The organism is Streptomyces sp. NPDC030183, from assembly GCF_055573455.1.
In genome coordinates, this window is record NZ_JBVIBK010000001.1 from 447,808 (window position 1) to 460,511 (window position 12,704).

The following is a 12,704-nucleotide window of genomic DNA, read 5'->3' on the forward strand; positions in this document are numbered from 1 at the left end:
CCTACCGAGCACCTTCGGCGGAGGGGACGCGCGGCAGGTCGTAGGCGTCCGCGATCAGTTCGTAGGAGCGCAGGCGCAGGTCGGGGCTGTGGGCGTGGGTGGTGAGCATCAGCTCGTCCGCGCCGGTGCGCTTCTGGAGGTCGTCGAGGCGGGTGCGGACCTCGTCGACGGTGCCGTGGATCACGTCGGCGTTCCAGGAGTCGATGAAGTCCTGTTCGACCGCGCTGAACCGGTACGCCTCCGCCTCCTCCGGGGTCGGGACGAGGCCGGGCCGGCCGGTGCGCAGCCGGACCATGTTCAGGGCGGCGGCCCTGACCTGGCGGCGGGCCTCCTTCTCCTCGTCGGCGGCGAGGGCCGAGACCCCGATCAGCGCGTACGGGGCGTCGAGCACGGCGGAGGGGCGGAACGACTCGCGGTACAGGTCGAGGGCCGGGATGGTGTTCCGCGCGGAGAAGTGGTGCGCGAAGGCGAAGGGCAGGCCGAGTTCGGCGGCCAGGCGGGCACTGAATCCGGAGGAGCCCAGCAGCCAGATCGGGGGGCGGTGCGGGGACTGCACACCGCCGGGCGAGGTGCCCTGCACCGGGCCCGGGACCGCGTGGATACGGCGGTAGGGGTGGCCGTCGGGGAAGTCGTCGTCCAGGAACCGGGTCAGCTCCGCGAGCTGCTCGGGGAAGTCGTCGGCGCCCTCGTGGAGCCGGGCGGAGCGGCGCAGGGCGGCGGCGGTGGCGCCGTCCGTGCCGGGGGCGCGGCCGAGGCCGAGGTCGACGCGGCCGGGGGCCATGGCCTCCAGGGTGCCGAACTGCTCCGCGATGACCAGGGGGGCGTGGTTGGGGAGCATCACGCCGCCGGAGCCGAGGCGGATGCGGGTGGTGTGGGCCGCGAGGTGGGCGAGGATCACGGCCGGGGAGGAGGAGGCCACGCCGGGCATGGAGTGGTGTTCCGCGACCCAGTAGCGGTGGTAGCCGCGGTCCTCCGCCTGGCGGGCGAGGGTGACGCTCGTGCGCAGGGCGTCGGTGGCGGTGCGGCCGACGCCGACCGTGACCAGATCGAGGACGGAGAGCGGGACCGGGGCGGTGCCGTGTGTCGTGCCTCGGATCTCGTCTGCGGTCACGGCGGGGCCTCCTGCGGTTGCGCGGCGGTTCTCGGTGGCTACGCCGGGGGTTAACAGGAGGGGGTCTCCGGTTATTCCGGGGGTGCGTAGTAGCTCGGGGGTGCGTGTGGTTCCGGCGGGTGCGGGTGCGTGGTGGCCGTTCGCGCAGTTCCCCGCGCCCCTGAAAAGCGCCCGGGGCTGCGTCCGTGCTTTTCAGGGTGAAGGGGCGGGCCGCAGGCCCGGTCCCTTCAGGGGCGCGGGGAACCGCGCGAGAAACCACACACCACCCGCGGTCGCCCTACAACAGTGACCCCGGAGCTATCAGGCGCCCCCGTTCAAGCCCCCCGCACATACCCCCTCCCCTTGTCGACCACATTCGGCAGTGGTCTCCCCGCCTCCCACAGCTCGTACGACGCCACGAACTGCGCCGCCAGTTCGTCGCGCCAGCCCACCGTGTCGCCGCTCATGTGGGGCGAGACGATCAGGCCGGGCACGTCCCACAGCGGGTCGTCCGCGGCCAGCGGTTCCCGCTCGAAGACATCCAGCGCGGCGCCCGCGATCCACCGTTTGCGCAGGGCGTCGACGAGCGCGTCCTCGACCACCAGCTGTCCGCGGCCGACGTTGACGAAGCGGGCGGAGGGCTGCATGACGCCGAAGCGGCGGGCGTCGAACATGCCGCGGGTCTCCTCGGTCAGCGGCGCCGCCGCGATCACCCAGTCGGCGCGGGCCAGCAGCCGGTCGAGGTCCTGGGGGCCGTGGACGCCGGCGCGCGCCACCCGGCCGACGAGGGCGCTGTGCACGCCGATCGCCTTCAGGGACCGTACGATCGCCCGCCCGATGGGCCCCGACCCGACCACACAGGCACGGCTTCCCGCGACCCGCACGGTCTCGCGGTGCCGCCACTCCCGGCGGCCCTGGAGCTCCCAGCTGCGCGGCAAATCCTTCGCCATGCTCAGGACGAGCGCGGCGACGTACTCGGCGATGGGCTCGTCGAAGACACCGCGGGCGTTGGTCACCACCGTGTCGTCGGCGGCGAGTTCGGGGCACAGCAGGTGGTCGACGCCGGCGCTGGCCGTGTGCACCCAGCGGGGGCGGGGGCCGTCTCCCGGCCAGGCGTCCTGGACCGCACGGGAGGTGAAGTCCCACACGAGCAGGACATCGGCGTGCGGCAGCCGCTCGGGGAGCGTCGCGGCGTCGGTGTACTCGATCGTCGCCCGTCCGGTGAGGCGCCCGAGGCGGGGGCGCGGCTCGGCGTCGAGGACGAGGAGCGTCGGTCTGCGCGTCGCGGTCATAGCGGGGGACACCGTCCGTCGTGGGGCCGGAGCCTGGCCCGGAGAGCGCGGGGACGCGGCCCGACCGGCCTGGTGGGATGCGTGTGACGTGCACTGACGGCCCACGCTCGCACCCGAACCCGCCGACGTCAACACGCACTTGATCACGTTCCGTCGCCTCCCCCTCGCGCTCCGTTCCGGAGGAAGGGCTGCGGCCGTTCGCCGCCTGGCGCCGGCCCCGCACCCCGTGCCGTGGGATCTGGCGATCGCCGGGCCTACGATCAAGTCCGACGGCCCGTTCGAGGCCCAAGTGGGGGCGCGGTGTCAGGGATCGCTCAGTGGCTCATGGACTGGCATGCCGCACACGAACACGAGCTTCGCTCACGTGGGATCAGCTCTGCGGTGAAGCGACCCGTCCCCGGAACCCCGTCCCGAGGGCGGCCGAAGGCCGCGGCAGTGAGCCTCACGCTGGAATCAGACGAGCGCAGGGGGATGGTGTTCCTATGGGAGTCGGGTGCGACTTCACTGCTCTTCATCGACTCCCGAACCGAGCGCACCTGGCAGGACCAATCGGTGCTCACTTCCGAGAGCGACCTGCCACAGATCCTGGCGCCCCTCGTGAAGCTGGTCGAAGCAGCTGCCGACGGCAGGTGAGCACTTGCCGGGGAGAATCAGTTGAAAGCGTCGGTCATGCAGTCGACCCGGCAGTCGGCAGCCTCATAGCGCTGGCGGAGGGCGGCAGCTGCTTCCTCGCGCTTCACGAAGAGGTACCCGTAGTGCTGGCGCGCCACCCTGGTCACGTCTCCGACCGTGACGATGGCCGGTTCGCCGTGTGCGGCGGCCCGTCGACGCGCTCCGGCGATTGCCATGTCCGCGCAGCGCAGCAGGTTTCTGGAACGATCCCGGATCACGGCTGCCTGGGCCCGTTTCGCCGAGAGGGGACGCAGGACACGTCCCCTCCAGACGTAGCCGGCGGCGACGAGGATGAGACCGAGCGCTACGAACAGGAGTCCGCCAGGGGCGTGAGGTCGCATCTGTCCAGTCTCCACCACTGTTCGAAGTCTCAACCCACAGGCACAGCGGCCGCGGTGGCTCCGTATGCTGCCGCACTCGACCTGCCTCACGCCCTGGTCGAGTGGGTCCCCATGCTCATGGCCCCGGATCACGGCCAACGCATGCAGGGCGAGGGCGGCGTTCGGTTCGGTCTCGCGGGGAAGCCGTTCACACGCCGGTCTGAGCCGGGGGGCCCAGGCTGATCCCCGGTGTCTCGGCCAACCAGGTGACGATGAGGGGCGGCACTGCGTCACCTGGGTACCCGGGCGGTGGGTCCGTACCAGGCTCTGCTCGACGAGTCGGCCAGGCAGACGTCCGGTGCGGGGCCCGTACCGCCACCGCCGGTGCCGCCGGAAGAACAGGAAGGTTGGGCATGACCGCTCTCGGACTCCTCCACCCGGGCCACTCCGCCGAGGACGACTATCCGCGCATAGAGCAGCTCCTGGGCAGTGACATCCGGGTCGACCTCGCGCGCATCGACATCGGGGAGGCCCCGTACGGGACGGACGCCCTGCGGGAGTCGGGCGCGCCCGAGCGGCTGGCGGCGGGCTGCGAGGCCCTGCGGCTGTCCGGCGCGGAGGCCGTCGTCTGGGCGTCCACCAGCGGCAGCTTCGTCCACGGTTACGAGGGCGCCCACGAGCAGATCCGCGCCCTCGCCCGTACGGCGGGACTGCCCGCCTCCTCCACGTCCTTCGCGTTCGTCCACGCGGCGCGGGAGGTGCGCGCGGCCCGGGTGGCCGTCGCCGCGACCTACCCGGACGACCTGACCCGGCTCTTCGTCGACTTCCTGACGGCGGGCGGCCTGGAGGTCGTCTCCGCGCGCGGCATCGCCACGGCGGCGGAGGTGGGGGCCTGGACCGTCGACGACCTCCTCGCCCTCGCCCGGGACGCCGACCACCCCGATGCCCAGGCGCTCCTCCTGCCCGACACGGCCCTCCGCACCGCCTCCCACCTTCCCGACCTGGAGAAGGAGCTGGGCAAGCCGGTCCTCACCGCCACCCAGGTCAGCGTCTGGGAGGCCCTGCGCCTGGCCGACCGGCGGGTGAACGCCCCGGAACTGGGCGCCCTGTTCACCAGGGAACCGATCGTGCAGGTGTAGGCCACCGGGCACCCGCGGCGGCCGGGTGACGCCCGCCCCGAGCCGTCGCGCGTGCCGGTGTCCGAGGCCCCAACACGGTGTGTCCGAGGCCCCAACACGGTGTGTCCGAGGCCCCCGCACGGTGTGTGCGGGGGTCGTGAAGGCGCCACGAGTGGCCCGAATACATCGCATGGGGTCGGGTAGCCGCGCGCCCATGGCTCCAGCAACGAAGACTTCCGGAAGAACCCGCACCCCACGTGATCCCAGCCGCCGGGCGCTGCTCACCGGCGCGTCCGCGCTCGCGACCGCGGGCGCGCTGGGCGCCGCCGGGTGCGGCCGGGTCGCCTCCGCCTCCGGTGTGAAGGGGGGTGACCTGCTGGACCGGCTGCGGGCGCAGGGCGTGGCGCGGCTCGGTATCGCCGGGGAGATCCCGTTCGGCTACATCGACACGAACGGCGAACTGACCGGCGAGGGGCCGGAAGTGGCCAGGATCATCTTCCGGCGGCTGGGCGTGGAACGCGTCCAGCCCGTGCCCACCGAGTTCGGCTCGCTCATACCCGGCCTGAACTCCCAGCAGTTCGACGTGGTGTCCGCCGGGATGTACATCAACCCCGAGCGCTGCGGGCAGGTCATCTTCTCCGAGCCGGACCACCAGATGCTCGACGCGTTCGTGGTCCGCAAGGGCAACCCGAAGGGCCTGAACGACTACGCGGACGTGATCCGCGCCAAGGCCAGGTTCGCCACCGGCTCCGGGTACGCGCAGATCGAGCACGCGGTCGAGGCGGGCTACCCGGAGAGCGAGATCGTGATCGTCCCCGACCAGGTCGCGGGCATGAACGCCGTCGAGGCGGGCCGGGTCGACGTGTTCGCGGGGACGTCCCTGACCACCCGTGAGGTCGTCAAGAAGTCCCGCAGGACGGAGGCCACCAAGCCCTTCGCCGCGCGCGTGGACGGCAAACCGCGGGTGGACGGCGCGGGCTTCGCGTTCCGGCGCACCGAGACGAGGCTGCGGGACGCCTTCAACGCCGAGCTGCGGAAGATGAAGGAGAGCGGTGAGCTGCTCAGGGTCCTGCGGCCGTTCGGGTTCACGAAGGTCGAGATGACCGACCTCACGATGCGGGAGCTCTGTCGCGCATGACGTCGGGCCTGTGGGAACTCGTCCTGCGCGGTGTCTGGGTCACCGTCCAACTGCTGGTGTTCGGCGGGCTGCTGGCCACGGTCGTCTCCTTCGCCGTGGGGATCGCGCGTGTCGACCGCCGGTGGATCGTCCGCTTCCTCGCGGGCGTCTACACCGAGGTGTTCCGCGGTACCTCCGCGCTGATCATGATCTTCTGGGTGTACTTCGTGCTGCCGCTGGCCTTCGGCTGGCAGCTCGTGCCGATGTGGGCGGCCGTCCTCGCCCTCGGGCTGACCTACGGGGCGTACGGTGCCGAGATCGTGCGCGGCGCCCTGAACTCCGTGGACCCGGCACAGCGTGAGGGCGGGATCGCGCTCAGCTTCTCCCCGTGGCAGCGGATGCGGCTGATCCTGCTGCCCCAGGCGGTGCCGGAGATGATCCCGCCCTTCGCCAACCTGCTGGTCGAGCTGCTCAAGGGCACGGCACTGGTGTCGATCATGGGCATGGGCGACCTCGCCTTCAGCGGCAGCCTGGTGCGGCTGGCGCTCCAGGAGAGCGTGGAGATCTACACGTACATCCTGCTCATCTACTTCGTGATCGCCTTCCTGCTCACCCGCGCCATGCGGGCGCTGGAGCGGCGGCTGAAGGCCGGCGTCGGCAGGGCCCCGGCGAAGAAGGCGGACGCGGCACCCGCGCGCGTACCCGAGACGGCGGGCGCCGGAGGTGGTGCGTGATGAACTGGGACTGGAACGCGGTCGTCGACTTCCTCCCGCACTTCCGGGACGGCCTGATCGTCACCCTCCAGGCGCTGGCGCTGGGCTCGGTGGTGTCGTTCGCGCTCGGGCTGGTGTGGGCGCTGCTGGCGCGCACGCCGACCCGGTGGGTCAGCTGGCCGGTGGGTGTCTTCACGGAGTTCGTCCGGAACACCCCGCTGCTGGTGCAGCTGTTCTTCCTCTTCTACGTGCTGCCCGAGTGGGGCCTGACGTTCTCGGCGCTGACCACCGGCGTCGTCGCGATCGGGCTGCACTACTCGACGTACACGATGCAGGTCTACCGCGCCGGCATCGAGGCGGTGCCCGCCGGCCAGTGGGAGGCGGCCACGGCGCTGAACCTGCCGCCGCGGCGCACCTGGACGGTGGTGATCCTGCCGCAGGCGGTCCGCAGGGTGGTGCCCGCGCTGGGCAACTACGTGATCTCGATGCTCAAGGACACCCCGATCCTCATGGTGATCACCGTCCCGGAGATGCTCGGCGAGGCGCGGCTCTACGCCCAGGAGACCTTCCGCTTCACCGAGCCCCTGACCGTCATCGGAGTGGCGTTCATCGTCGTCTCCTATCTCGCCTCCGCCCTCCTGCGAACCCTGGAGCGTCGCCTTGTCCGCTGACACCCCACTGCTGAAGGAAGCCGGCTCCCGCGCCGACCGTGCCGCGGACCACGCCGAGCTGATCCGCTTCGAGAACGTGACCAAACGATTCGGCAGCAATACGGTCCTGGACCGGCTCGACTTCTCCGTCGACGCCGGCAAGCACGTGACCCTGATCGGCCCGTCCGGCTCCGGCAAGACGACGATCCTGCGGCTGCTGATGACCCTGACCAAGCCCGACGAGGGCACGATCACCGTCGGCGGGCAGCGGCTGTTCCCGGCGAGCGACAAGCAGTGCCGCGAGGTCCGCAAGAACATCGGGATGGTGTTCCAGCAGTTCAACCTGTTCCCCAACATGAAGGTGCTGCGCAACATCACCGAGGCGCCGGTCACCGTCCTCGGCCTGTCGAAGGACGAGGCCGAGGCGCGCGCCCGGGAGCTGCTGGAGATGGTCGGGCTCGCCGACAAGTGCGACTCCTACCCGACCCAGCTCTCCGGCGGCCAGCAGCAGCGGGTGGCCATCGCCCGCGCCCTGGCGATGCGCCCGCAGGTACTGCTCCTGGACGAGGTGACGTCCGCGCTCGACCCCGAACTGGTCGCGGGTGTGCTCGATCTGCTCCGGGACATCGCCCGCACCACGGACATCACGATGCTCTGCGTGACCCACGAGATGAACTTCGCCCGGGACATTTCGGATCAGGTTCTGATGTTCGATTCCGGCCAGGTCATCGAGTCGGGCAGCCCCGAGAAGATCTTCGGCGAACCCGAGCACGAACGCACACGGGAGTTCCTCGGCGCAGTCCTCTGATTACGTGCCGTGAGCGGTCGAACACGGCGGAACATCCGAGGTGGGGCCGCCGGGCCATGACTCAGGCATATGCCAGAGTGCTGATCCACCAGTTGAGAGGCCCGGGGCCCCCAGGATTTGTTGCCGAACAACCCCTGCGCGTAAGCCCCTTGGGCCGTATCGTGGGACACGGCAAGCTGTCCGAAAAACGGCCCGAGAAGCGCAGGGGGAAACCGTGGCGCTCAAGCACGAGCCGACCGCGCCGAACCACTCGGCCCAGGACGCGCTGCGCGTCCTGGAGACAGTGGCGCGGCACGCAGGTGGCGTCACCGACGCCGAGATCGCCCGCCGGACCGGCGTCGGCAGTGAGCGGTTGACCGCGCTCCTGCTGATGCTGCGCCGCGAGGGCTACGTGGAGCAGACCGCCGACGGCGCCTATGTCACCGGAGTCGCACTCGCCAGGCTGGGCTCCGCCCAGGGCCATGACCAGGCCCTGAGCGAGCAGCTCCAGCGCACCCTGGACCGACTGCGCGACTCGGTGGGCGCCGCCGTCTACATCAGCCGCTACGAGGACGGGGAGATCAAGGTCACCGGCTGCGCCGAGGGGCCGGGCACACCCGCCGTGCACCAGTGGGTGGACTTCCGTTCCGCGGCCCACGCCACCGCCATAGGCAAGAGCCTGCTGGGCCAGCTCGACCTCAACGCCCGGCGGGACCACCTGTCCCGGCACCGGCCGGCCCGGCTCACGTCCCGCACGATCACCAACGAGAGGGTGCTGCTGAGCAAACTCGACGCACAGTCGCCGACGGTCCCGGTCCTCGACCTCCAGGAGTACGCGCCGGGCACGGTCTGCGCGGCCGTCCCCATCACGGCGGGCTCCTCGGTCGGCTGCCTGGCCCTGTCACTGCCCCTGGAGCACGCGCACCGGCTCCGCCGTGCGGCGCACACCCTGAACCGGGGGGCGGCACCGGTCCTGCTGTCGCTGGCGATCTAGCGGTCGCCCGCGCGAGCCGGAGATCCACGTCACGTTTACGTGGTCGAGGGCACCCCTCAGGACCAGGTAGTATTTTCTCTGTCGCCAGCCGCGAAAGCGAAAAGCGACAGAGTCTGCGCCGCTAGCTCAGTTGGTTAGAGCAGCTGACTCTTAATCAGCGGGTCCGGGGTTCGAGTCCCTGGCGGCGCACCATGACGATGGCGAGGCACGTTCGCAGAAAGCGCGAACATGCCTCGCCATCGTCGTTCCTGCGCGGCTTCGCCGCGCGCGGTGGGGGCTTCGCCACCCACACCCCCTTCCGCCGTGCGGGACTCAGCCCCGGAGGTACGCCAGCACGGCCAGCACCCGGCGGTGGGTGTCCTCGGCCGGGGGCAGGGCGAGCTTGGCGAGGATGTTGCCGATGTGTTTGCCGACGGCGGCCTCGGTGACGACCAGGTCGCGGGCGACGGCGGCGTTGGACTTGCCCTCGGCGACCAGGGCCAGCACCTCGCGCTCGCGCGGGGTCAGCGCGGCCAGGGGATCACGCCGTCTGCGCAGCAGCTGTCGTACGACCTCGGGGTCGACGACCGTGCCGCCGGCCGCGACCCGTTCGACCGCCTCCGCGAACTGCTCGACCTGCCCGATGCGGTCCTTGAGGAGATAGCCCACGCCGGTGCCGTCCCCGGTGTCGAGCAGTTCGGCGGCGTAGGCGCGCTGCACGTACTGGCTGAGGACGAGGACGGGCAGCGACGGGTTCGCGGCACGCAGTTCGAGGGCGGCGCGCAGGCCCTCGTCGCTCTGCCCGGGCGGCATCCGGACGTCGGTGACGACGAGGCCGGGCCCGAACGACACCACCGCCCGCTTGAGGGCCTCCGCGTCGCCGACCGCCGCGACGACCTCGTGGCCGAAGCGGGCCAGCACCCCGACGAGCCCCTCACGGAGCAGCACGCTGTCCTCCGCGAGCACGATCTTCAGCGCGTGGGGCACGGGATCTCCAGGGACAGGACGGTCGGACCGCCGGCCGGGCTGTGGACGGTCAGTGTCCCATCGAGGACGGCCAGCCGGTCGGCGAGCCCCGTGAGACCAGTGCCGGCCGCGGGGTCGGCGCCGCCGTGCCCGTCGTCGCGCACCTCCACCCGCAGCCGTCCGCCCGCGTAGCGGCCGGTGATCCACGCCTGCCGGGCGCCGCTGTGCCTGCCCACGTTGGCGAGCGCCTCGCGGACCGCGAAGTACGCGGCGGACTCCACCGGCTCGGCGAACCGCGGCAGGTCGGCGTCGACCGTGACGGGCACGGCGGAGCGGTCGGCCGCGTCGGCGAGGGCGTCCGGCAGCCCGTAGTCGGCGAGGACCTGCGGGTGGATGCCGTGGATCAACTCCCGCAGCTCCCCCAGGACCTGGTCGGCCTCCCGGTGGGCGGCGGCGAGCCGGCCGGCCAGCTCCGGCGGGGCGTCCAGCCGGGCCAGGCCCAGCGTCATGCTCAGGGACACCAGTCGCTGCTGGGCGCCGTCGTGCAGATCGCGTTCGATGCGGCGCCGCTCCGCCTCGAACGCGGCGACCAGCCGGGCCCGCGACCGGGTCACCTCCGCCAGCCGCCGCTCCCCCTCCGCCTCGCCGGGCGCGAGCAGCAGCCGGGCCACGGCGGCCCGGGCCCGGGCGTACAGGGTGAGCGGCCACAGCAGCGCGACGAGCAGGACGAGTCCGGCGGCCGCGCACAGCAGGGCCTGGCCCTGCGTGTCGATCAGCCAGAGCTTGACGATACGGGTGTCACCGCCCGAGAACGCCAGCTGCACGGGCGCCCCGATCATCGCGCCGGGGACGGCCACCGCCGCGCACAGCGCCAACGCGTCCAGCGGCCACAGCGCGAACCCGAGGAGCAGGGTGTACGCCAGCTCCCGCCAGGTCGCCCGCTCGGTGCACCGCAGCCGGGCCCACGCGGCGAGCCCCGGTTCGGCCGGCGTGGCGTGCGGGGCGGGCGGCGGGGGTGTGCGGGCGAGGAGCAGGCGGCGGCGCTCCAGGGCGCCGACGGGGACGCCGGACAGGGCGAGCAGGGCCAGCAGCGGAAGGCCCACGAGGAGAGGGGCCAGGGCGAGGCCGAGGGTGCCGAGGACGAGGAGCACCAGCAGCAGGGGCGCACCCACCAGCACACCGCTCAGCAGGTACGCCACCGCGCCCGGCGCGTCCCGTACGACCGTTCGGATCATGGGGTCACGGTAGGCGGCTGCGCCCGCCGACGGACATACGGGCAGGGGGCGTTCGGGGGGTGGGTCCAGCCCTACCCCCCGCAGGGGCCCGCCCGGACGCCGGTCCGCGGGTCCGGTCACCCCTCTACCTGGTCAGCAGTTCCTCCCGGCCCCGGGCGCGGTACTCGACGACCAGCGCCGCGAGGTCCACCGCCGTGAACCTGCGGTACGCCCACATGCCAGGGGGCCGCCACCAGACGGGGTCGTGGCAGCGGAAGCCCTCACGGCGCAGGGCGGCCCGCTGGATCTTGTTGGTGGCGGTGACGGGCATCCGGGGGACGACACGGACGAAGCGGGGGGTCATCTTGGTGCCGAGGTCGGGCTGGGCGAAGAGGAACTCGGTGAAGCCGTACGGGTCGAAGGTGCCCGCGACGGTCGCCATGACCTGGTCCCCGGCGACCGGGTCGGGAACGGCGTACACGGCGACGGCGTCGGCGCCCTCGTAGCGGGCGAGGATGTTCTCGATGACGGCGGCGGCGAGGTTCTCGCTGTCGACGCGGAGGCGGTCGTCGGTGCGGCCCGCGAAGTAGAGGAAGCCGCCGGTGTCGCGGTAGAACAGGTCGCCGGTCCAGTACCAGCCGTCGTGACGGCGGGCCGCGTCCGCCTCGGGGTTGCGCCAGTAGCCCTCGAACGGGTTGGGGCCGCGGTTCACCAACTCCCCTATCGCGTCGCTTCCGTTGAGCAGGCGCCCGTCCTCGGCGAAGACGGCCGGCGGGCACTCCTTTCGCGTCTCGGGGTCGATCACGGCGAGGTCGTCGCCGGGTGCCGCCCGGCCGATCGCGCCCGGCGGCGTCCCCGGCGTCCGCTGGATCGCGGCCCCGCCCTCGGAGGAGCCGTACCCCTCGACGAGCCGCACCCCGAACCGCCGCTCGAAGGCCGCCGCGTCCACGGCCCCCGCCTCCGTGCCGAAGCCCGTGCGCAGGGGGTTGTCGCGGTCGTCGGGGCGGGGCTCGGTGGCGAGGACGTAGCTCACGGCCCGGCCGACGTAGGTGAAGTACGTGGCGCCGTACGCCCGTACGTCGTCCAGGAAGCGCGAGGCGGAGAACCTGCGGCGCAGCGCGACACCCGCACCGGCGACCAGGGCGGGTGCCCAGTCGGCGATCACGGCGTTGCCGTGGAACATCGGCATGCAGACGTAGTGCACGTCGTCCCGCGCCACGTCGAAGCGGTCGACGAGGGCCCGGCCGGCCGCCGCGAGCCGGCCCTGCGAGCAGAGCGCGGCCTTGGGCGCGCCGGTGGAGCCGGAGGTGAAGTAGAGGAGGAGACGGTGGGAGGGGGTGGCCCGGGAGGGGTCGGCTTCGGCGCCTCCGTAGGGGGCCAGCAGGGCGGCGTACTCCTCGGTGTCCGTCACGAGGATCCGTACGCCGGGCAGGTGCAGGCCGTCGAGGAGCGGCAGGTGGGCGCGTTCCGTGACGAGGACCCGGCACTCGGTGTGGAGGATGTCGCGGGCCAGTTCGGGGCCCCGCCGGGTGGGGTTGATCCCGGCGACGGCGGCACCCGCGAGGGCGGCGGCGCTCAGCCACAGGGGGTACTCGGGGGTGTTGTCGAGGAGGACCCCGAGGTGCGGCTCGGCGCCGGGCGGCAGCAGGTCCGCCAGGAGTGCCGCGCGGGCGGCGGCACCGGCGGCGACCTCGTGATGGGTGAGCACCTCGTCCTCGAACCACAGCCCCGGCCGGTGGTCGCCCCACCGGTCGGCGACGAGCTGTGCGACCGTGCGCCTGATGGACTCCAT

13 protein-coding genes, 1 tRNA gene and 2 pseudogenes are annotated in these 12,704 nt (G+C 72.3%); 10 read left to right on the top strand and 6 right to left on the bottom strand.

What is annotated here, in order from left to right:
* Position 1: 1 nt before the first annotated feature.
* The gene (locus tag ACZ4Z2_RS01915) at positions 2-1,111 is read right to left on the bottom strand and encodes an LLM class flavin-dependent oxidoreductase (RefSeq protein WP_468071323.1); all 1,110 of its coding nucleotides are present in this window, start codon (positions 1,109-1,111) and stop codon (positions 2-4) included.
* A 314-nt stretch (positions 1,112-1,425) separates the two neighbouring features.
* Positions 1,426-2,382, bottom strand: coding sequence for a D-2-hydroxyacid dehydrogenase (locus ACZ4Z2_RS01920; protein WP_468071325.1), 957 nt, complete (start codon positions 2,380-2,382; stop codon positions 1,426-1,428).
* Between the two features lie 435 nt (positions 2,383-2,817).
* On the opposite strand from ACZ4Z2_RS01920, the gene ACZ4Z2_RS01925 reads away from it, so the two are divergent.
* Positions 2,818-3,015, top strand: coding sequence for a hypothetical protein (locus tag ACZ4Z2_RS01925; RefSeq protein WP_468071327.1), 198 nt, complete (start codon positions 2,818-2,820; stop codon positions 3,013-3,015).
* Between the two features lie 17 nt (positions 3,016-3,032).
* Here ACZ4Z2_RS01925 and ACZ4Z2_RS01930 read toward each other — a convergent pair whose 3' ends face one another.
* Entirely contained in the window at positions 3,033-3,161 is a 129-nt protein-coding gene (locus ACZ4Z2_RS01930) for a hypothetical protein (RefSeq protein WP_468071329.1), read from the bottom strand.
* Between the two features lie 288 nt (positions 3,162-3,449).
* Between ACZ4Z2_RS01930 and ACZ4Z2_RS01935 the strand changes: the two are divergent.
* From ACZ4Z2_RS01935 to ACZ4Z2_RS01975, 9 genes and pseudogenes are all read left to right on the top strand, one after another.
* A pseudogene (locus ACZ4Z2_RS01935) lies at positions 3,450-3,536 on the top strand (IS5/IS1182 family transposase); the annotation flags it as partial.
* Between the two features lie 80 nt (positions 3,537-3,616).
* Positions 3,617-3,791: pseudogene (locus ACZ4Z2_RS01940) on the top strand (maleate cis-trans isomerase family protein); the annotation flags it as partial.
* On the top strand, positions 3,788-4,513 hold the full coding sequence (locus ACZ4Z2_RS01945) for a maleate cis-trans isomerase family protein (RefSeq protein WP_468071331.1): 726 nt from the start codon (positions 3,788-3,790) through the stop codon (positions 4,511-4,513). The pseudogene ACZ4Z2_RS01940 and the gene ACZ4Z2_RS01945, both read left to right, overlap by 4 nt.
* Before the next feature lie 193 nt (positions 4,514-4,706).
* Positions 4,707-5,630 (top strand): ectoine/hydroxyectoine ABC transporter substrate-binding protein EhuB, encoded by a 924-nt coding sequence (ehuB, locus tag ACZ4Z2_RS01950; protein WP_468071333.1) that lies wholly within the window; start codon positions 4,707-4,709, stop codon positions 5,628-5,630.
* Entirely contained in the window at positions 5,627-6,343 is a 717-nt protein-coding gene (gene ehuC, locus ACZ4Z2_RS01955) for an ectoine/hydroxyectoine ABC transporter permease subunit EhuC (RefSeq protein WP_468071335.1), read from the top strand. Before ehuB ends, ehuC begins: the two co-directional genes overlap by 4 nt.
* Positions 6,343-6,993, top strand: a complete 651-nt coding sequence (gene ehuD / locus ACZ4Z2_RS01960) for an ectoine/hydroxyectoine ABC transporter permease subunit EhuD (RefSeq protein ID WP_468071337.1) — start codon at positions 6,343-6,345, stop codon at positions 6,991-6,993. Before ehuC ends, ehuD begins: the two co-directional genes overlap by 1 nt.
* Positions 6,994-7,003: 10 nt before the next feature.
* Positions 7,004-7,780 carry an ectoine/hydroxyectoine ABC transporter ATP-binding protein EhuA gene (gene ehuA / locus ACZ4Z2_RS01965; RefSeq protein WP_468071676.1) on the top strand — a complete coding sequence of 259 codons (777 nt, stop codon included), beginning with the start codon at positions 7,004-7,006 and terminating at the stop codon, positions 7,778-7,780.
* A gap of 214 nt (positions 7,781-7,994) precedes the next feature.
* Positions 7,995-8,753: an IclR family transcriptional regulator gene (locus ACZ4Z2_RS01970; RefSeq protein ID WP_468071339.1), complete on the top strand. Its 759-nt coding sequence runs from the start codon at positions 7,995-7,997 to the stop codon at positions 8,751-8,753.
* A gap of 115 nt (positions 8,754-8,868) precedes the next feature.
* Positions 8,869-8,945 (top strand) — tRNA-Lys (locus ACZ4Z2_RS01975).
* 120 nt (positions 8,946-9,065) lie between these two features.
* Here the strand turns inward: ACZ4Z2_RS01975 and ACZ4Z2_RS01980 are convergent.
* From ACZ4Z2_RS01980 to ACZ4Z2_RS01990, 3 genes are all read right to left on the bottom strand, one after another.
* The gene (locus tag ACZ4Z2_RS01980; RefSeq protein WP_468071341.1) at positions 9,066-9,719 is read right to left on the bottom strand and encodes a LuxR C-terminal-related transcriptional regulator; all 654 of its coding nucleotides are present in this window, start codon (positions 9,717-9,719) and stop codon (positions 9,066-9,068) included.
* Positions 9,704-10,933 (bottom strand): sensor histidine kinase, encoded by a 1,230-nt coding sequence (locus ACZ4Z2_RS01985; RefSeq protein WP_468071342.1) that lies wholly within the window; start codon positions 10,931-10,933, stop codon positions 9,704-9,706. The genes ACZ4Z2_RS01980 and ACZ4Z2_RS01985 overlap by 16 nt, the downstream gene beginning before the upstream one ends.
* A 124-nt stretch (positions 10,934-11,057) precedes the next feature.
* Positions 11,058-12,704: a long-chain-fatty-acid--CoA ligase gene (locus ACZ4Z2_RS01990; RefSeq protein ID WP_468071344.1), complete on the bottom strand. Its 1,647-nt coding sequence runs from the start codon at positions 12,702-12,704 to the stop codon at positions 11,058-11,060.

What these genes read in the sequence shown, in the direction of transcription:
- ACZ4Z2_RS01920 (WP_468071325.1), bottom strand. Translation starts at nt 2,382, where the DNA reads ATGACCGCGACGCGCAGACCGACGCTCCTCGTCCTCGACGCCGAGCCG.
- ACZ4Z2_RS01945 (WP_468071331.1), top strand. Translation starts at nt 3,788, where the DNA reads ATGACCGCTCTCGGACTCCTCCACCCGGGCCACTCCGCCGAGGACGAC.
- ehuB (WP_468071333.1), top strand. Translation starts at nt 4,707, where the DNA reads ATGGCTCCAGCAACGAAGACTTCCGGAAGAACCCGCACCCCACGTGAT.
- ehuC (WP_468071335.1), top strand. Translation starts at nt 5,627, where the DNA reads ATGACGTCGGGCCTGTGGGAACTCGTCCTGCGCGGTGTCTGGGTCACC.
- ehuD (WP_468071337.1), top strand. Translation starts at nt 6,343, where the DNA reads ATGAACTGGGACTGGAACGCGGTCGTCGACTTCCTCCCGCACTTCCGG.
- ACZ4Z2_RS01985 (WP_468071342.1), bottom strand. Translation starts at nt 10,933, where the DNA reads ATGATCCGAACGGTCGTACGGGACGCGCCGGGCGCGGTGGCGTACCTG.
- ACZ4Z2_RS01990 (WP_468071344.1), bottom strand. Translation starts at nt 12,704, where the DNA reads ATGGAGTCCATCAGGCGCACGGTCGCACAGCTCGTCGCCGACCGGTGG.